The organism is Pseudoalteromonas sp. NC201 (genome assembly GCF_002850255.1).
Lineage (GTDB): Bacteria > Pseudomonadota > Gammaproteobacteria > Enterobacterales > Alteromonadaceae > Pseudoalteromonas.
This window is the reverse complement of sequence record NZ_CP022523.1, coordinates 1,205,035-1,227,490: the sequence shown is the minus strand read 5'-3', so window position 1 is coordinate 1,227,490 and position 22,456 is coordinate 1,205,035. Positions and strand designations below refer to the sequence as shown.

Below are 22,456 nucleotides of genomic sequence, written 5' to 3'. Positions count from 1 at the left end.
ACTATTTACCTATGCCTTATACTCTCCAGCATTATTCACTATTTTGCTTTCGAGCTCTTTACATAGCCCCAATACGAATAAAAGCTCTACAAGTACAAACAGTGGTCCAATTGCTAAACCAATCAAATCATCGACAAACGCAGGCTTTTTTCCCTCAAAATAATGCCCTATAAACTGTAACACCCAACCTACAAAGAAAACACCAGCCCAAAACAATACCGTCATTATTCCTGCATTAACGATGAGCGGACTCAACGTTTGAACAAGAAAATAAAAAGCCAGTATGATGGCGCTCATCATGAGCCCAAAAATGGGGGATAGCATCAGGTAATAGCCACATAAAACGACCCCTATCAGCGCGGCAAGGGTGATGGTCACTCCTGATACACTGAATAGCGGGATAAAAGTCATACCCACAACAGCAATGACAATTAACGGGATCCCAAAAAAGTGAGTCAGAATGTTTCTTTTGCTGCGATGATACATGGCATACTGACTTAATAACGTCTCTAGTTTGTTCATTATTGTTCTCTCATTGATACCAATTATCCTACTGATAATTAGTCAATAAAGAAAATTTATCAATAAAAAATTCTATTAGCTTATTAGGGCCTATATAAATAACCAAATAAACAGCATACCGAATACAATAGTCTGCATTATGAGCACCATCAACAACTTAAAATTAAAACTAGGTTTGATGGTTTTATGTCTGAGCATATACATTGCCACTGGTGTGATAATATTGAGCCCAAGTAACCCACACAGTAGTAAATTACGCTCAGGAATGCGTGATTGAGCAAGCGTTGAAGCGCGCTTATCCCACCAAAAAAGTGCAAATATAAATAAATTAATAACCAACAACACCGCTGCAGAAATAACCGCTTGCCAAGGTAGCTTAGATACGCAAAGCGCCCCTAACCACACGCCTGCGCCCCAAAAGAGGCCCATCTGCTGATGCATTAAACGAACCGCTGACATGCTACTTTTCCTGTCTTATGGTGTTGATTTCAATGAAAATTTCAGCTGTAGCATAAGCATCATCCATCGCCCGGTGATGATTAACCAAAGGTACATTCATCGCTTGGCAAAATGCCCCTAGCGCATATGAGCGCAGGCCCGGCACAAACTTTCGGCCTAACTGCACAGTACATAACTTCGCACGAGTAAACTCTCGGCCGACTCGAGCAAACTCCTGCCGAATAAAGCCATAATCAAAGTTCACATTATGCGCGACAAAAATAGCACCTTGGCTAAACCGCTCAACTTGCTCCAAAATTTCAAAAAAACTTGGAGCATCACTCACCATTGCTTGAGTGATCCCTGTCAGTTCAGTGATTTTTTGTGGGATACGACGCATCGGATTAACAAGTGATTGCCATTTAGCAACGACCTCGCCGTTAACCACTTTTACCATGGCTACCTCGGTAATGCGATCAAACTCTTTGTTGCCACCGGTGGTTTCAATATCGACAACGACATAAGGTTGCTCTTTGCAAATATGCCATTCAACGGTTTGCAGTCGCGTGGGAATATTGTATTGCAAGAGTTTAGAAATGTTAACTAGCTGACTTCGGCTAAGACTATCTCCAGGTGCCTTGATTTCTTCAAACCTTAAGCCCGCTTTTTCGTCGACTATCATCAGGTCGGGAAAGCCAGATTTCATCAGATGAAAATCACTACACATTAGCCTTAAAACAGATTTGACATCCTCAATTGACAAGTAAGACAATAATATTTTTATTGAGTCGAGCATCTTATCATGCCAATTAAACAACCGATTGGGCTCTCCGTAATGTTCGCTCATCTGGCGTAGAAGCCAGTTCATCCAAGCAGAAGTATCTGTAAAACTCGCTAAGCGACATTCAATCTCCTCCTCAAATTCGCTGTAAAAGCGATTTTCTTTTAACGCCAGCGGAGTTCTAGAAAACCCATTAGCAACGATACTTTTTGGGTGATAAAACAGTTCTTGCCAAAAGGTCAATCCAAATAAGGCCAGCCAAATTTCATTTTCAACATGATAGGCCTCGATGCCATGCCGTTTATAATAAGCAATGACGCCAGCTTCTGTTTGTCCCTTAAAAGCCTCATCAATTTGGATCGCTGGTTGACTTTTTCTTAGCATATCCGTAAGTACAGAAGTGCGTTTTTGGTTAAATTTACGCTGATAAAAGTCTTCCGCGAAGATCATCAATGTTTCATCGCTTTCCCCCTGCAAAATGCGCTCTAATTGCTCTCGCACCAGCTCAACTTCACCTTGCTTATAATTATGTCGTATCAACATCTCACAAGCTTGAGGGTGCTCAGTCATACCTAGTAAGGTTTTAAAATGGGAAAATTCAGGACCTAACTTTCTGGCAAGCGTTAACAGGTACTTTGCATGTGCAGCCACTGCATATTGCCCATCAACCTTAGGCAATTGTTGCGCTGCGGCCTGTCTAGCACGCCACACTAATTCATCTTCAGGGGCATTTTTGAGCTCACTGAGTGCATTTGCATAATAAAACGCGCTCACGGCTTCTGCTTTTTGCTCAAAATGTGCGTGGTAAGCGGCGTCAGCGCTCCTGGTATTCATTACACCAAGATCTCGCATCGAAAATTGCGCTAAGCTAAAGCCTACCTTGCCAAAGTACAAAAATAGAAAGTAGTCGATATCGGCTTGAAATGAGAGTGTGAGATACTGGGATAGGTATTCTTGTGCATTTAGATGTTCAACGCAGACAGATTGATTGATATGCGCTACCCATAGCGATTTTTTTGCCGATTTACTTGGCAGTGCAGTTAAATTCTCTCGCTCGGCAAGTTCAATTAAACATGGTTTAGTTAAGCAATGCAGCAGCGCTTGAAAGTCGTCTTGTTGTACCTGACGAAGTAATCCCTTTGCTTTTAATGAAAACGCGACTTCACAAATATTACTGATCTCTTCGTAGCGCAGTGAATTGATATCCAGAAAAGGAGTTTTGCGGGAAATAAACCGCACTAACAAACACAATTCATCTTCAGGCAAGCGGTGTAGCTCAGCCAGCAGCTCACGCTGAGCAATACTTAATAGCGGTTGACATACTTTAAGTAAATAATCGCTAAGCTCACTAAAGTGGCTTAAGTAATATTTGGCGGGTAATTCTTTTCTCAACACAAATTCAGACAACTGTTTTTATATACAGTAAAGATTATCATAGATAGGAAATATTGCCAATTTGCTTCAGTTACCCCCTTAAGTCGTTTCTTCTGTATCGTCTGTGGAAGCATATTCGCTTTTGTATAGCCAATATTGTAGTTTCTCGCTCAATGGCTCTTCCGAAATGGGCTTTGTGAGGTAATCGTTCATGCCTGCATTTAAACACTTCTCTCTATCACCGGACATTGCATTGGCTGTCATGGCTAATATTTTTACTCCCTGATAACTCTCACCTGCGGCTCCGTCTCGGATTAACTCGGTAGTCCGATAGCCATCCATTTCAGGCATCTGACAATCCATTAAGATTAGCTCAAATTGACATTCATCTTGATGTGACTTGAGCAGTTCAATGGCAAGCAGTCCGTTTTCGGCAACTTCAATATGGGTTATCCCCAATTTTTTGAGCATACTTAATGCGACAACTTGGTTCACCTTGTTATCCTCAACCAGTAGAATACGACAAGGTTTTGGCCACGTAAATTCGGTTTCGTTCGCCTTTCTTACCAGTTTCAGATAGTGACTCGTAACCAGTGGTTTCGCATTCGCCAGCGCCTTGCCATCTTCAGCTAAAATGGTTAACGCATCAAAAAGGTCTTTGGTTGTCACGGGCTTTGGAAAATAGCCTGAATAGCCACGCTCTGCGTAAAACTGGCCATCCCCCTTAGTACCCATTTGCGTCATCATGATAAGTTTTATCGCTTTGAATCGCTTATCATTTTTTAGTGCAGCGCCGAGCTGCTCACCCGACATGCCTCTAAGCGTCATATCCAGTAAGGCGATATCAAACACATTTTTATCACGTTGGTATTCAGCTTCACACAGCGAGAGTGCTTGTATTCCAGAGCTGGCTTTATACACATCCGCCCCCCAGTGCCTCAATTGAGATTCCAAACTCGTCAAGGCTGAGAGGTTATCGTCAACTAGGAGTATTTTTATCCCTTGTAAATCAATTTTTGCAGCTTCGAATTGAGTATTATCGCCATGGATCAAAGTCACGAAAAATTCAAATTGGCTACCATGTCCAAACCGACTACTAACGGCGATATCGCCATCCATTAATTCACAGAGTTGTCTGACAATGGCAAGCCCCAGTCCAGTCCCTCCATACTTTCTAGTCGTAGAGGCATCAACTTGAGAGAATTTAGCAAAAAGCCTATCCGCTTTGTCCTCTGGTATCCCTATGCCGGTATCTTCAACTGAGCAATGAAATCTCAGTTTATTATCCACTTCACTAAACCAAGCTCGGATGATGATCTCGCCTTGCTCGGTAAACTTGATTGCATTACTAATTAGGTTGGTGATTATTTGTCGAATGCGGCTCGGGTCCCCCTGCACCAATGGCTTTTCAAGTTGGGTTACATCTAGAATAAGTTCAAGTCCCTTTTTCTGTGCTTGCAACGCAACGGATTCAATCAATTCGCCAAGTAATGCCCTAACATCGAAATCTAGTGACTCAAGTTCAAGCTTACCCGCCTCAATTTTAGAAAAATCTAAAATATCGTTGATGAGATTTAATAACGACTTGGCACTGCCCATTGCTAGACTCACTTTATGTAGTTGAGTTTGAGTAAGGTGCTCATCTTCTAGCAGACTTAACATGCCTATTACACCATTCATTGGTGTGCGGATCTCATGGCTCATTGACGCTAAAAACTCGCTTTTAGCTTGCGCGCCCTGTTCCGCCGCTTGCTTCGCTTGTTCTAGCTCTTTTTTCGCTTCAACAGCAGCGGTAATATCCTGTTGGATGCCAACGAATGCAGTTAATTGATTTTGTTCGTTGAACACCGGAGAGATCTGTAAACTATTCCAAAATGCCTTTCCAGATTTGGTGTAATTGATCAATTCAACTTTGACGAATTCGTGAGCTATTATTGCTTCCCTGATTTCCTCTAACGCTTGCTGTTGGGTATGTTCACCTTGCAAAAAACGACAGTTTTCACCCAGTACCTCATCACCATATTCGGTGATTTGTTGAAATGTTTTATTCGCAAATACGATTGGCAATTCAGGCTTAGTCGCGTCAACAATCGTTATGCCGACATTTGCGCACTCTATTGCTTGAGCGAGTAAATCATTTTGTTCCTTGGCCTTTTTCAGCGCTTCTTGATGAAGCTTTTGATCGGTAATATCCGAAAGTGAGCCAACTATCCGCTTCGCTTGTCCATCTTTAAGCGCCGCGGCACCTTTTAGCCAAAAATAGCGATAGCTGTTTTGCCTCGTTTTTATTCTACACTCGACACCAAAAGGCTCTTCTTCCGTCATATGAAACTTAATTGAGTTTTCTAAATTGGGGAGATCTGCAGGGTGGACTCGGTCAAATAAACTAGAAATATGCGCAGAGAATAAAGCTTGTGTCTCTTGCGAAAAGCCTAGTAAAGATTTAAATCTATCTGAATAAAACACCGCATTCCGCTCAAGATCCCAATCCCAAAGGCCATCATCGCTACCAAATATTGCAAGTTTAAATCGCTCTTCACTGCGTTTGAGTGTTGTCCTCGATTCTTCTAGTTTTTTGAATGGATTTAACAGAAGTTGCTTACCAAACAAATAGAGCAAGCCAAATGATAGGAATAGCCCAAAAGCAATAGCACCAATAAGATCCCACACAAATATTTTCACTTCGTCAGTGACCTGACTTTTCTCTACTCGATAGTCTAATACTAAATCGGTGGAGCCAACATCAAGACTGCTTACACTAAAGTAAGTTTCAACTTTTTGGGTGTTAGAAAAGTTAATCCACCTGCCTTTTAAACCAATGCTATGAAAAGATGTGGATGATGAGGAGCTAAGCAGACTCTCTAAACTCGTAGAAAATTCGCCAATAAGTGCTCCCTCAGCAAAGCCGTTATAGTAAATCGGTACTGCTATTGTGAAATAGTGCAGGTTGCCAACCTGAGTGAGATCTATCGCACTGACCAACTCTGCATTGATCACTTTATCGAGCCACTTTGGTTTTTGGTCTAACACTTCATGAGAATCAAAGTTTGCGTAAACAACATCGCCCAATACATTGATCACCATTAACTTTTCTTCTCTACCTATAATTTGAAAACTGCGCATAAAGTCTCGTAGCTTAGCAGCGGAGAGCCCTGTACCCATCGCACCATTTACGATAATAGGATGTAGAGAAAGATCAGAGAGTATCTGCTTACGGCTCTCAAGATACTGAGTTAAGTTGTTAACTGCGAGTTGAGCTTGGGTTTCATTTGTTTCTCTTACTAAGTCTTCGACAATGACATTTGATCTCAGCCCAACAAAAAGTGCACTGAGCAAAAGTGAAACGATAGCCGTTAACCCTAAAAAGGTGTAAAAAGCGCGATTACTCGTTAAGGTGAATTTAGTTTTCAATGCGACCCCGGGTAACTATAAACTAGTTTAATGCTGCCATTAGACTGGTATTGCCCCATACACAAGTCTTGCACGGTTAGCGCTTCATGGGCTGAATCATTTTTATCACTCCAGACACTAAAAGGCCGTTGATACGTTTTTACTAGGCCGCTGACCGGCGATTGCAAATCCTCAAATGCGCTTTTTAATAAGGCTCTGTTGGTGGCGACTGAATCTGTCAGTTTTATCTGCTCCGCTGCTGCAATAAGAAGCTTGGCAATGTCATAGCCATGGATAAATCCGGGAGCTGCTTGAACAAATCCATGCGTTGCAAACCGGGTTGGGAACAGCTGTTTTGCACGACTAAATACCCGTGCCGAAAACATACTTAATGGTTTATTCTCAAAAGAAAAACAGCTTTGTAGGACCGCCAATGAGACGTCAGCAGATAGCTTATCCCCAACCACTTTAAAAAAGTTACCCGCAGTTACCCCCCAATGACTAATAATGGGCAGGCGCTGCGCCTCGTCAATACTCGCCATGGCTTTTACGAACTCTGCGCCCTCAATCGCATTGCCAACAAAAATGATACATTGCGGCTCACTTTCAATAATATTATGGATCATGATCCGAGCCTCATTTTCTTGTGTCGCCCAGTTAAACCAAGATACAGGCAACGCGTTGTTAGGCTTGGCCGTTTTATATTCCGCTAGCAATGTGTCGTAATTGGAGCGCCCCCATGCGGTATCCTCAAGGAGTAAATGAGGTGCAACACAGCCTTGTTGCTTTGCATAATTGATGAGTACTTTACCCGCTTTGGTGTCATCTACAGAAAGCCTAAAAATCCAATTATCCTTACTCGGGTATCTTGTAATTGGCCCACCAGCGGCCCAAGGAACTAACAGCAGCGCTTCCCCCTCATTGATGAATTTACGAAATTTAATATAAGGAGGAGAATGAACACCACCAAGCACGAGTAAGGCATTCGGGTCTTTTAAAAATTGCTTAAAGTGAAGCAAACTACGATTACTATTACCACGATGGTCTTTGGCCACCAATTCAACCTTATAACCTTGGATTTGATTATCTACTTCATCTAATGCGGTTAGAAATCCCATTTTTATCGCTTCGGCTGACTCATTTAAATTAGAATAATCAGCGTCATGATAAATACGAAACACTTGCTTGGAGTTTGCTGAAAGACAAACCGAGCTCAGGAGGCAGAAAAACAGTAATAATATTTTCATCGTATTACTAATCACTCAATACATAACTAAACTTTAGTTCAAATCATTGTGATTGCTTAATTTTATAGCGAATACCTTGCTCGTTATAAATTAGCAAGACAATGCATGGCACACAAAGAAACCGCACCCAAAGATAGGCGCGGTGGTTGGGATCATTCAGGGCTATTAGCAAGTTGGCTCTGAATGTAGTTTGGTAAACCAATTAGTTTGATTAAATTGATATGCTGTTCAAGCCAATAAATGTGATCCATTTCGGTGTCATCTAACAGGGTTTCGAGCATTTCACGGGTAACATAATCTTGCGCTTGCTCACACACTGCTATCACCTTTTTCAAGTGATCTTTTACCAGAATTTCCGCAGCCAAATCATTTTCTAGCATTTCTTTCACGTCAGTACCGACGTGGATCGGCGCACGAGAAGCGGTATCTGGCGTGCCTTCCAAAAACAAAATGCGCTCCGTGATCCGCTTAGCGTGATCGAGCTCTTCTTCGTATTCGTGAGATAACTTATGGTGTAGCTTCTCCAGTCCCCAATCTTCATACATTTTGGCATGCGCCAAATATTGATCCATCGAAGAAAGCTCAAGCGTAAGTTGTTTGTTGAGTAAGTCGATAACGGTAGAATGGCCTTGCATAACTTACCCCTCAATCTGCGATTGCAGATAGTTTTCAATGCCGGTATTTTTGATTAAGAAATGCTGCGTTTCGAGCCAATCCACATAGCCCTCTTCATATTCAAGAATATCTTCTAGTAGCTCTCGACTAACATAATCCTGTTCGTGTTCACACAGCGCAATTGCATCGCGTAATGTCGGAAGCTGATCGAGTTGAAATGCTAAGTCGCACGCCATCATTTCTTCGGTATGCTCACCTATTCGTAGCTTTTCTAAATGCTGAAGGTTTGGTAACCCTTCAAGGAATAATATGCGCTCGATAAGGTCATCTGCTTGCTTCATGTCCTTGATTGATTTTTTATACGCTTTCTCGTTTAGCTCTTCAAGCCCCCAATTTTTGTACATTCTTGCGTGTAGAAAGAACTGGTTTATCGATGTTAGCTCTAGCGTAAGCACTTGGTTTAGCGCTGTTATGACTTGCTTATTACCCTGCATAGGGCCCCCTAATAATGTCGAGTGACGCCCTATAACCCTAGTTCAATATTTATTCTTCGCAAGATCAAATAAAAATAACAGTTTTCTTAATATACCCTTTTAAAATAAACAACTTATAAGAGTATTAATAACAATTTTCATTACATTTAGGGTTTCATTTTTTGAACGGCTTGTATTCAATCAAAACTCAGAATAAAAAACTTGCTAAGTTATTGAGATTTATAAAAGCAGCTCCGGCTGCTTAACTCATCTGCTTTTTAACATCTAACCCTAAACGCTTTGCTAGTCGAACTAAATTTGCTCTATCCATTTCCAGCTCTCTCGCAGCTGCCGACCAATTAAACCCATGACGTTCCATCGCGTTAACGATCATGTCTTTTTGTAGTAGCTCGACGGCGAATTTCATGGCGACAGGAGGTGTTTTCTCTTGCGTGGTAATGCACTCAGCCTGCTGAATTTGTTGATGGTGTTTTGGCGCGATGTCTATGTCATGGATCTCAATGATATTAGCCTGCCACTGTTGATGCTTAGCTTTTAACGCTGCACGACTGACACAATGTTCAAGCTCTCTGACATTACCCGGCCAGTCGTAATGCATTAATCGGCTGAGTGCTTGCCTATCCATCACCACTTGTTTTGCGTTGAGCGTGCCTCTTAGCTGCTCTAAAAAGAACCCAACCAGCAGCGGGATGTCATCTAGCCTTTCGAGCAGTGGAGGAACAAATAAAGGATACACACTCAAGCGATGATAAAGATCAGCCCTAAATTTTCCGCGTCTCACCTCTTCTTTTAAATCACGATTAGTCGCAGCAACCACTCTAACATCCACAATATGAATGCGGTCAGCACCTACCGCTTGCACCTCACCGCTTTGCAGCACACGTAATAGTTTGCTCTGTAAAGTCAAACTCAGTTCGCCAACTTCATCCAAAAACAGCGTGCCGCCGTCCGCGGCTGCAAACTTGCCTAACCGGTCTTTATCGGCCCCAGTAAACGCCCCTTTTTTGTGACCAAAGAGTTCACTTTCTGCTATCGAGTCAGGAAGCGCCGCACAGTTAATTTGTATAAACGGTTTGTCATTTCGTTGGGAATTAAAATGTACGTGTTTTGCTACCAACTCTTTACCCGTTCCCGTATCACCTTGAATAAGCACATTAAATTCAGAACCAGCAACCAGTTCAATTTCTGATTTAAGCGAGTGCATCACCGCACTCTCTCCTACTAAAATTTGCTTTTTAACGGACTTTTGAGATTGGGTAAGTGTAGATGCACGTGCTTGCTCATAGAGGCGCTCAGCCTCAAACATACGTAATGCACTACTTGAGACAATTGCTTGTAGGGTTTTCATATAAACCTCAGACAAGTGCTCAAAGCTATCCGGTTTAAGACAATCAAACGTCACCAATAAGATGCTACTTTGCAGCGCGACCTTAAATCCCATGCAGGCATGCACTGGTAAGCGACTTTCTTCGGCGAGCAACAGACCATCGTAAGGGTCAGGTAAGTCGCTATTGGCAGGAAAATTAACTAGTTCGTCAGACTCGAAAATGGACATCAATCTAGGTTGCTCTGTAAGCAAAAATTGCCGCCCAACAGCGTCCGCACTCAACCCATTGCAAGCTAGGATAGTTAATGCATGCTGATCGCCATAAAGAATGGCGATGGCATCAGCGGTAACAGATTGACTCAATGCTGAAAGCAAGGACTTAGCGTATTGCTTAACCTCGCGACCCTCTTGCGCTAATGAAAGTCGTGATAACGACATACTAAGCTCAAGCAATTTGGAGAGCGCTAACGAATTCATGTCAAAAAGACTCAATCTATTCAAATAAACACTAATTAAGATAGGTCAATTTGACTCAAACATCAATAATAGAATACTAATACAATGATTTATATAGCATTTTAAAGTTGGCGTGACACCTGCAATGTGCAGTCTATATATCAACATTCGCAGAGTTAACGATGAGCCGTGCATACCAACTTTTAAGATATAGCAACATCGCCATTTTCACTTCACTCGCAGCGTTTATGCTGTCACTGCAAGTGAGTTTTTTTAGCGTTGAAAGCTTCAGCCTCTTCTCACAAATTGCAGCACATATTAGTACTATAGTATTAGCCGCCTTGATTAAGCTTGCCTACGTCATCCGCCTTGTCTGTCTATACCACCTAGGTTTGGAGGTTAAGTAAATGAGCTTAATCCAGCTAGAAGAGCCCAGTCCAAAAGCAGTGTGTTGGTATTTACCATCTACTTGGCCCGTGTTGATGCTCGGCTTTAGAGCGCTATTTTTACTCGCGGGCTTATTCGCTGTCGTGAGTATTTCTGTGTGGGCTTTATTGCTCAATGGCAATGTTGTTTGGCGTAATGATTACCCAGCGACCTATTGGCACGCCCACGAGATGCTATTTGGCTTTGGCGGTGCTGTCGTCGCCGGATTTTTGCTAACCGCTGCAAAAAATTGGACACAAAGACAGACATTACATGGTGGCGCACTGCTGTCACTCTGTATTATTTGGTGTGCCGCTAGGCTGAGCTTTTTTGTGGCAAATTCATCAATCATCATCACCTTGCTACTACAACTGAGTTTTTGGCTCATTGTACTAATCAATTTAACGACCGTAATTGTTGATGCAAAATCCAGAAACAATCGTGTTTTTATTTTTGCTGTAAGTATGTTGTGTGGCTGCAACATCGTATTTTTGATTTTACTTCACAACCAACACTTCTTATTGCTAAGCGCTACAAGCCAAGCAACGCTAATTGCTTACATGTTATTGATTGGTGTAGTGGGTGGCCGCGTTATTCCGTTTTTTATTGCCCGAGGATTGCAGCAAGCACAAAAGCCACATACTCCAAGGTTAGACAGGGCGATCTTTTACCTCGCCATCATCTGCGTTTTCACCTATATCCTGCAGTTTACGATGCAAAATACTCACTATTTAAGTGCTGCACTTCTGCTCCTTGGGCTACTGCATTCGATAAGAGCAATTTATTGGTTTAACGGTAAATTATTTAACGTACCACTGCTTTGGTCACTGTACCTGTCATATTGTGCAATCGCAGTGGGTTTAATACTTAGCGCATACAACAACACCTTTGCACCAGAGCATTTGCGCAGCCATCTTCACTTAGTGGCAATTAATGGCATGGGATTAATGATCTTAGCCATGATGACTCGCGTTACCTTGGGCCACACAGGCCGGCTATTACAGGTAGGCACGACAACTACACTGGCATTTATCTGTATCGCGGTATCAGGTCTTATCCGCGCATTCCTTATTCATTTTATAAACCCGCACAATGCATGGCTGTTAAGTGCCGTGGCTTGGTTTTTTGGTTTTATGCTTTTTTCCATTACCTTCGCGCCCATGCTGATACAAAAACGCGTCGATGGGCGAATAGGTTAACTCTACTCTCAAACAGGAGATATTAATGCTTACCCAAAATACGATTGAGTTGGTAAAACAAAGTGCACCGCTATTGGCTCAGGTCGGTCCCGAGATCACCACCAAGTTTTATCATAGCATGTTCAATCAACACCCAGAGTTAAAAGGGGTATTCAACCAATCCCATCAGGCTTCGGGAAAACAGCCGTTGGCACTATTTGCAGCATTAGCGGCCTATGCCAATTACATTGATCAACCAGAAGTGCTCAGTGACGCCATTTTACGTATCAACCATAAGCACGTTAGCCTTGGGATTTTACCTGAGCAATACGCTATTGTTGGCCGGCATTTAATTGCAACGCTCAAAGCCGAGTTCAGCGATCAATTCACAGATGAAATAGAACAAGCTTGGCTTAGTGCCTACCAGTTTTTAGCCGATTTATTTATCACCGTAGAGCATGGCCTGTACCAAACCGCGCTTGAGCAGCAAGGTGGGTGGCAAGGAACGCGTGAATTTACAATTGAAAAGGTGATAAGCAATACTGAAAATATTAAAAGCTTTTATCTCAAGCCTGTCGACGGTAAAGCCTTGCCTCATTACCAAGCTGGACAATTTGTTTCTGTCTTTGTACCAAAAGAAGTGGTAGGGTTTCAGCAGATCCGCCAATACTCTTTGTCTGCTGCGCCCAATGGTTCGTACCTTAGGATCTCTACTAAACACGACGGTGCAGTATCGCAATATCTTCATACACTTAAGGCGGGCGACCCCCTCAAGCTCACTCCACCAGCTGGAGACTTTGTCAGACAACACACAGCCAGTCCAAAGGTATACATTAGCGCTGGGGTTGGAATAACCCCTATGCTTTGCATGCTTGGTGTTCATAGCCAACATTCACCTGAAGTCGAAGCACACTTTTTACACGCGAATAAAACTCACAGTGACTTAGGTTTCAACCAAGAAATCAATGAGCTTGGTAGCAATATCCGAAATTTTAATGTGGTTACTTGGTTGGAGTCAGAAGCCGACGATACGCATTCCGGACTGATGGATATCAACGCAATCAAAGATACTTTGCCGCTAACAGACGGAGAGTTCTACCTATGCGGCCCGGTTGCCTTTATGCGCTTTATCAAAACCCAACTGATGAATGCCGGTGTACAAACCGAGCAAATATTCTATGAGGTATTTGGTCCTCACGAAAACCTTCCAAACTAACGAGTTAAATTTGGCGTCCTAATAAAGTTGGTATTAGCTGACGCCTTATATTTTGCTCTAAAAAAATCGCTAGACTGGGTGAATGAATACTACTGGTATTAGCCGGAATCTTATATTTTGCTCTGAATTAAAAAATCGGTAGACTTGGAGAATAAATACTATTGGTATAAAAGCGTACTTGAAGGACAACAATATGAGCGCAATTTCTAGTATCTTAGTCGTCTGCATGGGTAATATCTGCCGCTCTCCAACTATGGAGGCGGTATTAAAGCACAAACTCGCAGCAACAGAGTTAACAACCCGTATCGATTCCGCTGGCACCATTGGCTATCATCAAGGTAACCCTCCAGATCCACGCAGTGTCACGGCAGGCAGCGCAAGAGGGTATGACTTTTCAGGCATATCAGCGCAGCAAGTAAAACCCAGCGATTTTGAAGATTACGACTTACTTTTGTGCGCAGACAACTCAAATTACCGCGATCTACTCTCTATTTGTCCTACCGGCTTGGCGCATAAAGTTCAGCTGTTTTTAGCGTTTGGTGACATGAGTGAGCATGAAGTGCCTGATCCTTATTATGGTGGTGAACAAGGTTTTGAACATGTGCTTGATTTAATCGAAGCCGCCAGCGAAAACATCATTAACAAAATTCGCTTATCGACAAGGTAAAATTAACTCGCTGGATTGGTACCAAACAAAGGGGTAAAAAGACCTTTTTTAGAGGCACCGCTATTGTTAGATTTAGACTTAGAATTTCCGTTCGAGAAATTAGCTCAGGACTTACAAACCACAGGCATTAGTATTTTGCCAAATTTCGTCAGTCCCGACATTTTATCCAAGTTGGAATTGAGAATAGCAGAGCTAAGCAGTGATGATTTTAAGCAAGCTGGAATTGGTCGTTTAGCCTCTCACGAGCAAAATAAGAAAATTCGCAGAGATAAAATTCACTGGCTAGATAGCAGCAATGAGTTGGAATCTGTTTGGCTCAACTACATGGGCGAGCTAAAAGCCTATTTAAACAGACGGCTGTTTATGGGACTCTTTAGTTATGAAAGCCACTTTGCCATTTATCCTCCAGGGGCGTTTTACAAAAAGCATTTGGACGCCTTTAAGGGAAAGACCAACCGAATTTTGACCACGGTATTGTACTTAAATCAGTCTTGGGCACCAGACAATGGCGGCGAACTAGTCGTTTTCAATCCCGATAATCACGACGAAATACTCAATACGGTGCTGCCCAGTTATGGCACGCTAGTTACCTTTTTAAGTGATGAATTCCCTCATGAAGTACTGGTTGCCAACGAAAAGCGCTATTCAATTGCAGGGTGGTTTAGGGTTAACGCCAGCATTAATCATTCGATTGATCCACCGAAATAATTGATGAGTTCAGCCTTGAGTTTATTACCCTGAGTTTTGCTAACTAAATTCAGGATAATTTGTTCGGTAACCGAATTTCGACGCACAAACCTTTACCTTCGCGATTATAGAGGCTGATCTTACCGTTGTGTGCTTCAACAATTTCTCTGCACAGCGCTAAACCAAGCCCGGTTCCTGACGCTTTGGTAGAGTAAAATGGAATTAAGGCGTTGGCCATCACAGTGTCACTCATGCCTTCGCCTCTATCGAGCACCCATATATAAACCTCGTCGTTACGCTGCTCAGATTGGACGCGGATTTCCTCTATCTTTGAGCCAGACTCGGTCGCATTCTTTATCAAATTAATGAGTAACTGTTCTAACTGTGTCGTGTCTGCCTGTAATTGCATTTGATTAAGCTGATACTGGAATGACCAATGGCTTTGCAGTCGCGCACACAAAACCTGCAAATTCACAGGTTCAATGTTTGGCAGAGGAAGTTTGGCGAACTTACCATAACCCTGAACAAACTCGCTAAGGTGCACAATGCGCTCTTCTATCGTCGCAAATACTCGACTTAGCCTAGGTTCATCCACGCGTTCAGCCAAGATCTGTCCGCTGTGCAGCATAGATGAAATAGGCCCTAACGAGTTGTTTAACTCATGACTAATGATGCGGATCACTTTCTTCCAAACTTGCACTTCTTGGCGGCTCAACTCTCGAGTGAATTGCTTAAAAATATATAATTTGTGAAAGTGGTTGTTGAGTAATAACTCACCGTTGGCGAGATGCCACATTTGCGACTCTCCAATGCTACTTTGTATTGAGAACAAGCCATCAAGTTGGTTGCTTGCTGCTTGCTGAAGTTCATCGGGGACTTCGGATAACAATTTACTAAAACGCTCACCCTCAAGGCGGTGCTCACAGTTAAAAAACGTTTTTGCACTATTGTTAGCAAATACCACCACATCTTGTGAGTCGACAAGGACAAGTACCTGAGGTGACGACTCAAGCACTTTATCTAGCATCAACTCACGCTGATAAATCCATTGTTTTTCATCTCTTAACTGTTTTGCCGTTTCATTGAATAATTGACACAACCTACCGAGCTCATTGTTAGCGTTATAGGTGATTGACGTAGAAAATTCGCCATCCTTAAAGTTCATCAAGCCGACTTCTAGCGCCTCCCACCCCGCTTTGTTTTCACGCATTAATAGTCTATGTAGCACTAGTGCTACACTGACGGAGCCCACTACTATTACAATGAAACCACTGTGATCATCGAGTAAGAACCATAAAGGAATAAGGCCAATAATAATACTGATGGCTATGATCAATGCATGTTGCAGCGAGGTCGTCATTATTGTCCTTAATATTCAATGCCAAACTTTTGCAAGCGACGATAAAGCGCTTGTCTACTCATGTTGAAATGTCGCGCCACTTTCGCAATCACGCCAAGGTGAGTCTTGAGCGCCTGCTCCAATTCTTCTTTACTGGGTTCTCGTATGGTATGCGAGGCGCTAACTTGTGCTGTATTTGCCTGCACATCAAGACCAAAATCCTTGGCACTGAGCTCACCATCTGGATTCAATACTGCCGCCCGTTTACAGGCATTTTCAAGCTCTCGTACGTTTCCAGGCCAAGGGTGTTCACATAATGCTTGCTGGGCATCCGAAGTAAGCCCCCTTGCAGGTAAAAAATGCGCGACCAAAGGTATAATATCATCCACTCGCTGTGACAACGCGGGTAAGTTTAGCTCAATGACATTTAAGCGATAATATAGATCCTCACGGAATTTCCCCCCTCGAATATCCGCTAGCAGATCCGCGTTCGTTGCTGAGATGACACGAACCGAGACTTTTTTTGTCTCGACTGAACCCAACCTCTCAAACTCGCCACTTTGCAAAACACGTAGCAATTTTGTTTGCCCTGGAAGAGGTAAATTACCAATCTCATCCAAAAATAACGTGCCTTTATCAGCAGCTTCAAAGCGACCAATACGCTGCTTATTCGCACCGGTATAAGCACCACTCTCAGCACCAAATAACTCAGCTTCGATTAAGTCACTTGGGAGCGCGCCTGCATTCACTTTGACAAACGGTTGATTTTTTAGTGGTGAGTTCGCTTGAATGATCTCCGCGATTTTTTCTTTACCGCTACCATTTGGACCGGTTATTAACACTGATACATCAGATTTGGCGACTTGCAGCGCCATATCTATGACTCGCTGCATGGCCACCGATTTATACACAAACCCGCATAAATCCGCGCCTTGATTAAACTGTTGGCGTTCTTGTTCAGCCCGTTCAAAGTTTGCAACTTGCTTATGTGCCTCACCAAGCGCGACGAGATTTGCAATTGTGGTGAGTAACTTTTGGTCGTCCCACGGCTTGGCTAGATAGTCTGCCGCTCCAGCTTTTACCAACTCAACCGCCATGGTGAGCTCAGTCCAAGCCGTTAATAAGATAATAGGGAGTTTTGCATTTAGTGCTTTTAATTGGTGAAAAAGCGCAGCCCCCTCCTCTCCTGAGGTGGTGTCTGCACTAAAGTTCATATCTTGGATAACTAGTGCAATTTGCTGAAACGATACCACTTTAATTGCTTCTAACGGTGAGCACGCGGTAACTACTTGATAATCATGCAGCTCTAGTAACAATGACAGTGCATCAAGCACCGCAGGGTTATCATCCACAATTAAGATTTTATCCATATGATTTTATTCTTGTTATTACATATTGCCACTTACCTATACTAGCACAACTAATACAAGGTAAGTTAAAGTAATACCAACTAGGTTGCTCACACAACCTAGTTGGTATAAGGGTTATACACTTCTTGTAGCGATACTCGGTGAAATGTTCGCCGCCTTTTTAGCAGGAAAAATAACTGACGCGATACAGAGCACGATAAGCCCAAGCGCCGTTATCAAAATATAGCTTACTTCTAGCGGTGGCACTGAATACAAAGACATTAGCTTTTGTCCTAGGAAAACCGTAGCCACTGTGCCAAGTATTAAGCCAATTGCACAAACAATGAGGTTTTCTACCACAAAGTAACGAACAATTGCAGACTTACGCGCCCCCAAAGCTCTGCGAGTACCAATCTGTTTAGTACGTTTACTGATATTAAACTGAGTAAGACCAAATATTCCCAGCGCCGTCACGACGACTAATGCTGTGATTAGCACTAGCAACATTCTTAGCATCAATATGTCTTTAGAGTTGTACCTTTCCTTTACTTCATCAAGTCCTTTCATATTGGTGATCACTCTATTTGGATTTTCTTGAAGCAGCACCGACTCTATTTTTTTCATTACTTCGCCACGCAAACTCGGATCTGTGCGAACTAAGAAATCTTGAAATCCATTCGCATTGACCATGGGAAAAATAATTAAGCGATCAGCATTTCTAAAACGCGGCCAAGCATTAGTCATACGCTCAACAATCCCCACGACTTTTAACGGGCCGCCACCATAATAAATCGTTTCGCCCAATCCTTTACCCTCACCAAATATCTCGTCCGTAAACGCCTTACTGGCAATAACAACATCTGGTTGCTTAGCGTATTCACTTGAGATCAGGACATCACCAGATGTGAAATCACGGCCTTCTATCAATTTTACGCCCAAGGTACGGATCACTTGTTCATTGGCGTATAAATGCCCCGAGTTTGTATGTTTACCATCGTCTTCTGGGGTTAAGCTGAATCCCGAATTGCTACCTCCTCCTGAAAGCGGAACTGAACTCACTCCTACGGCTTCTATAACACCTGGGATACTTTTTAGTATTCTCTCATCAACGATAAGCTGTTGGTTTGCATCTACCTTGTCGTCAAACGACATGACACTGAAGGTGATTATCGACTCTTCTGGGTAGCCAGTTGGCTTGTTGAGATAGCTGACGCGCTCACTAATAATGGACAGCGAATTGCTGACAATTGCCAACGTCAAGGCAAGTTGTAGGATGGCAAGTACGGCACCAACTTTAGAGCGCAATAACGCATTGATAATTGGTTTTAATTCCAACATGGGACTCTCCTTATTGCACTTTTAGATAAGTAGCAGGTGATGTTTTACACACTATCCAAGCTGGGTAAAGCCCTGCAAGAATACAAGTCACAATAGCGATGCTCGGCGCTGCTAACAGCATAGAGACATCCATCGTTGCAAGACTTTCGTATACATGGCTAGTTCTGCGGATCCCCCATAAGCCAAGCTGAGCAAAAACTATCCCTATCACTCCCCCCATAAAACCAAGCAACGCCACTTCAACTAAGTGTTGGTAAAACACTTGCGTTTTACTTGCACCAAGCGCTCTTCTTACGCCAACATCAGGGGCACGTTTAAGAAATTTCGCTAGTAACAATCCGAGAATATTGGCTAAGCAAACGGCAAGGAACATAAAACTTAAACCAATCATGACTTTGTTATCTTCACTAACCACATTATTGTACTCAAGCCATTCAGTGACATTTCGAAGTGAAAACTCTCGTGTTTTACGGTTAAATCTTCCCAAATCTTGTTGGGTTTGGATGTAATTATCCAGTTGTGTTGCTAACGCTTGTTGTTCTTTTTCGTTCTCTAATTCAACCCAAAACTGAGTCCAAAGCATTTCTGAATTCATTTTGTCCGTGAAGTTGTTAATCTCTTCCCTCTTCCAGCCATTCGTATTACCCCAAGTGTCAATCTCATAAGCTGCAGCATGACTGAAGGGAATGAAGATACGCTCGGCATCAGCAAACGCGCCATTGTTTAAGTCATACATTTTGACGTTTGGCTGCCACTCCTTAGTTACCCCTACTACTTGATATCTTCGCTGCGCCAAATAAATACTTTCTCCAACCACATCGCTGCGGCCAAATAACTTTTGTGCGATAGTTTCGTCAATTACAACCACTGGTGCAGCATTGTCGGCTTGGCTTTGGCTCCACACTCCACCATACAAAAAACTCAACTCAAACATGGCAAAAAACTCTCGGGTGATTAGCCGTGTCGTTTGTAGCATGGGCCTCACTTCGGGGTTGCTTACATGAACCGCAAAACCGGATTTAAACATCGCGACTTTTTTGTCGACGTTTAGCGTTTGATACAGGTTTTTCGCATCTAAAAATGTCAACTGAAAGGGAATATCATCAGCTGAATGATAGGTTTGCCCCTCATCCATCACTTGTAGCTGTACAGCATAGAGTTTGCCACTTTTGCTTGGAATTGGATCGGCGGACATCATGTGATACACGGATAAACTCACCATAGTGACGCCAATACCAATGGCGATAGCCAGCGTCATTAGACTAGTCGCAAGCGGCGTGGCTTTTAGGCTACGCCAAGCTAAATCAAGGTAATGCGCAAACATAACTTAAGCTCCCACCTGAGATTTCAACGCTTGTGAAGCCGCACCTTTACCTTGATACAAAGTAAAATCCGCAACCTGTCCATCTACAATTTGGATGTTTCTTGGTGTACGCCTTGCGAGCTCCGGGTCGTGGGTAACCATTACTATCGTTGCGCCGTCACGGTTAATTTGTTCTAGTAACTCCATCACCTGACGCGCCATTAAACTATCTAAATTCCCCGTTGGTTCATCGGCGAGTAAAAAGCGTGGCTCACCAGCAAGCGCTCTTGCAATCGCCACACGCTGCTGCTGTCCACCGGACAACTGTTGTGGCAAATGTTTTGCACGGCCAGCAAGGCCAACTTGCTCTAGACAGTTTTCAATTCTGCGCTTGCGCTCAGCCGCCTTGATACCACGATAACGTAGTGGCACTTCAACATTTTCGTACAAGTTTAAATCTGGGATAAGGTTAAAACCTTGAAAAATAAAGCCGATTTTTTGGTTTCGCAGATCAGCTCTTTGGTTGTCATTAAGCTTACCAACATCAATTCCATCTAGCATATATTGACCACTAGAGTACCCTTCTAGCATCCCAGCAATATTTAAGAAGGTTGTTTTACCTGAGCCTGAAGGGCCTGTTACCGCGATAAACTCTCCTTCATTTACTTGCAGGTTAAAATCTCTGAGTGCGTGTGTTTGCACCATATCAGTTTGGTATACTTTGCCGATATTATTCATAATTAACATTATTATTTTCCTTCTTATCTTAATAAGATGCTGGGCGCACGTTCGAATGCGTCGTAACTACTGATGATGATTTGATCGCCTTGCTTTAAGCCATTAAGCACTTCAACTTCACTGATGCTTGAGGTACCGGTGGTGATCTCAATTCGCTCAGCGATATCACCACTTAGTTTGTAAGCGATGTGCCCACCTTCACTCATAAAAGCGCCACGTTTGACCATTAAGGTATTTTCTTTGTGCTCTAGTAAAATCCGAGCAGACAAACGTTGGTTTTGTCTAATGCCATCAATGTTTTCGTCCGAAAAGCGTACTCGAGTGGTGACTTCACGGTTATTTACTTCTGGAGAAATCGCAGATAACACGCCAGAAATATTTTGGTTGCCAATCCTGAGCTCGACGGCCATCCCGAGCCCAAGCTCTGCCGCATAACTTTCAGGAACCTGAAGCTCCGCTTCATAAGCACTTAAGTCAACGAGTTTCATCAACCCCTGATTGGCATTAACCAGCGCATTTTGATCGACTAATAAATTACCGACTATGCCTGAAACCGGCGCAATCACATCTAAGCTTGCAACTTGACGTTTTAATTCTTCAACGATTAAACGTTGCCGCTCAAGCTGATTCTCAACAGATTTAAGTTCAAAGGCCAAGGTATCTTTGCCTAGTGCAACTTCTTGCTCTGCATGATTGAAGTTTAATTTTGCCCGCGCTAGGTCGTCTTGCGCTTCTTCTAAATCAATTTGGCTGATGAGGTTTTTTTGGATAGACAACTGAGCACGTTGGTCTTCTCTATCTGCCGCTAATAGTTCGACGCGAGCGAGATCTAAGGAGCGATTTAACGCCAAGTTTTGACGTCTAACATCTAACTTTTTCCCTTCAAGCTCACCCCTCAGTCTTTGCAGCTCCGCTTCTTCTTGTTGGAGCTGGTTGGTTAAAGTTGGACTTTTAACCGTGGCTAGTACTTCACCTTGAGTCACGCTATCACCCGCTTTGACCTGTAAAGAGACATAACCCTGCTCCGGACTATAAATTTGTGGTGCATTTGCAGCAACGACAAAACCTGTGGCGGCAATATCGCGGGTAAACTCACCGAAAGTCACGGCTGCAATTTGCACTCTATCTTTGGCCACGGAGCTACTAGCATTTGGCCCACCAAACACGACCTGTGCGGTAAGTGCTGCAATAATTACAACACCCGCTATTACAAGACCAAGCTTCTTTTTGGATTTACTAGTTTGGAGCACTTCATCTTGTCCGCTTGTGTCTTTAATCATAATGATTCTCCTCGAATTAACGAGTCAAATACCGCCACGACCGTTGCTACAGCCAACATCATCAAGGGTGAAATTAAAAAAGCAGTACTTAACCACATAACGTATCTTCTTTATTAGTTTGTATGCAGTAAAAGAGGCTAACTTTGTGCCAAAACTTAAGTTGTTGATTATATTTATTTATTTCATTTTAGAAGAGGATGAAATGTGTCCGCGGACGGAAAAAGTGTCCGCAGCGGACACAATAAGAAATCTGAAACCGTTACGAGGGAATATTCCCTTATTTATGGACAA

Annotated in this window: 18 protein-coding genes; 4 read left to right on the top strand and 14 right to left on the bottom strand. The window is 42.9% G+C overall.

Annotated elements, in window-relative coordinates:
* Positions 1 to 9: 9 nt before the first annotated feature.
* The 8 genes from PNC201_RS23145 to norR all read right to left on the bottom strand — a co-directional run bounded on the left by PNC201_RS23145 (position 10) and on the right by norR (position 10,665).
* Entirely contained in the window at positions 10 to 522 is a 513-nt protein-coding gene (locus PNC201_RS23145; protein ID WP_102058604.1) for an Mpo1 family 2-hydroxy fatty acid dioxygenase, read from the bottom strand.
* Between the two features lie 90 nt (positions 523 to 612).
* A complete protein-coding gene (locus PNC201_RS23140) occupies positions 613 to 981 on the bottom strand; it encodes a DUF1294 domain-containing protein (protein WP_010607536.1) in 369 nt (122 codons plus the stop codon).
* A gap of 1 nt (position 982) precedes the next feature.
* Positions 983 to 3,136: an exonuclease domain-containing protein gene (locus PNC201_RS23135; protein WP_102058603.1), complete on the bottom strand. Its 2,154-nt coding sequence runs from the start codon at positions 3,134 to 3,136 to the stop codon at positions 983 to 985.
* 78 nt (positions 3,137 to 3,214) lie between these two features.
* Positions 3,215 to 6,526 (bottom strand): response regulator, encoded by a 3,312-nt coding sequence (locus PNC201_RS23130; RefSeq protein WP_102058602.1) that lies wholly within the window; start codon positions 6,524 to 6,526, stop codon positions 3,215 to 3,217.
* Positions 6,523 to 7,752, bottom strand: a complete 1,230-nt coding sequence (locus PNC201_RS23125; protein WP_102058601.1) for an ABC transporter substrate-binding protein — start codon at positions 7,750 to 7,752, stop codon at positions 6,523 to 6,525. Before PNC201_RS23125 ends, PNC201_RS23130 begins: the two co-directional genes overlap by 4 nt.
* Positions 7,753 to 7,904: 152 nt before the next feature.
* The gene (gene bfr, locus PNC201_RS23120; RefSeq protein ID WP_102058600.1) at positions 7,905 to 8,387 is read right to left on the bottom strand and encodes a bacterioferritin; all 483 of its coding nucleotides are present in this window, start codon (positions 8,385 to 8,387) and stop codon (positions 7,905 to 7,907) included.
* A gap of 3 nt (positions 8,388 to 8,390) precedes the next feature.
* Entirely contained in the window at positions 8,391 to 8,861 is a 471-nt protein-coding gene (gene bfr, locus PNC201_RS23115) for a bacterioferritin (RefSeq protein ID WP_010374801.1), read from the bottom strand.
* 241 nt (positions 8,862 to 9,102) lie between these two features.
* Positions 9,103 to 10,665: a nitric oxide reductase transcriptional regulator NorR gene (gene norR / locus PNC201_RS23110; RefSeq protein WP_102058599.1), complete on the bottom strand. Its 1,563-nt coding sequence runs from the start codon at positions 10,663 to 10,665 to the stop codon at positions 9,103 to 9,105.
* Positions 10,666 to 11,051: 386 nt separating this feature from the next.
* Between norR and PNC201_RS23100 the strand changes: the two genes are divergently transcribed.
* The 4 genes from PNC201_RS23100 (at position 11,052) to PNC201_RS23085 (ending at position 14,839) form a co-directional block, all read left to right on the top strand.
* A complete protein-coding gene (locus PNC201_RS23100) occupies positions 11,052 to 12,269 on the top strand; it encodes an NnrS family protein (protein WP_102058598.1) in 1,218 nt (405 codons plus the stop codon).
* Between the two features lie 25 nt (positions 12,270 to 12,294).
* Complete coding sequence (gene hmpA, locus PNC201_RS23095) at positions 12,295 to 13,464, top strand: NO-inducible flavohemoprotein (RefSeq protein ID WP_102058597.1); 1,170 nt, start codon at positions 12,295 to 12,297, stop codon at positions 13,462 to 13,464.
* Positions 13,465 to 13,657: 193 nt separating this feature from the next.
* Positions 13,658 to 14,131: a low molecular weight protein-tyrosine-phosphatase gene (locus PNC201_RS23090; RefSeq protein WP_102058596.1), complete on the top strand. Its 474-nt coding sequence runs from the start codon at positions 13,658 to 13,660 to the stop codon at positions 14,129 to 14,131.
* Positions 14,132 to 14,194: 63 nt separating this feature from the next.
* Positions 14,195 to 14,839, top strand: coding sequence for a 2OG-Fe(II) oxygenase (locus PNC201_RS23085; protein WP_102058629.1), 645 nt, complete (start codon positions 14,195 to 14,197; stop codon positions 14,837 to 14,839).
* Between the two features lie 49 nt (positions 14,840 to 14,888).
* Here PNC201_RS23085 and PNC201_RS23080 read toward each other — a convergent pair whose 3' ends face one another.
* The 6 genes from PNC201_RS23080 to PNC201_RS23055 all read right to left on the bottom strand — a co-directional run bounded on the left by PNC201_RS23080 (position 14,889) and on the right by PNC201_RS23055 (position 22,165).
* Entirely contained in the window at positions 14,889 to 16,178 is a 1,290-nt protein-coding gene (locus PNC201_RS23080; RefSeq protein WP_102058595.1) for a sensor histidine kinase, read from the bottom strand.
* Between the two features lie 8 nt (positions 16,179 to 16,186).
* On the bottom strand, positions 16,187 to 17,527 hold the full coding sequence (locus tag PNC201_RS23075) for a sigma-54-dependent transcriptional regulator (RefSeq protein WP_102058594.1): 1,341 nt from the start codon (positions 17,525 to 17,527) through the stop codon (positions 16,187 to 16,189).
* A gap of 114 nt (positions 17,528 to 17,641) precedes the next feature.
* Positions 17,642 to 18,844: an ABC transporter permease gene (locus tag PNC201_RS23070; protein WP_102058593.1), complete on the bottom strand. Its 1,203-nt coding sequence runs from the start codon at positions 18,842 to 18,844 to the stop codon at positions 17,642 to 17,644.
* A gap of 10 nt (positions 18,845 to 18,854) precedes the next feature.
* On the bottom strand, positions 18,855 to 20,168 hold the full coding sequence (locus PNC201_RS23065; RefSeq protein WP_102058592.1) for an ABC transporter permease: 1,314 nt from the start codon (positions 20,166 to 20,168) through the stop codon (positions 18,855 to 18,857).
* Positions 20,169 to 20,171: 3 nt separating this feature from the next.
* On the bottom strand, positions 20,172 to 20,894 hold the full coding sequence (locus PNC201_RS23060) for an ABC transporter ATP-binding protein (protein WP_010607521.1): 723 nt from the start codon (positions 20,892 to 20,894) through the stop codon (positions 20,172 to 20,174).
* A 14-nt stretch (positions 20,895 to 20,908) separates the two neighbouring features.
* On the bottom strand, positions 20,909 to 22,165 hold the full coding sequence (locus PNC201_RS23055) for an efflux RND transporter periplasmic adaptor subunit (protein WP_102058591.1): 1,257 nt from the start codon (positions 22,163 to 22,165) through the stop codon (positions 20,909 to 20,911).
* Positions 22,166 to 22,456: the final 291 nt, after the last annotated feature.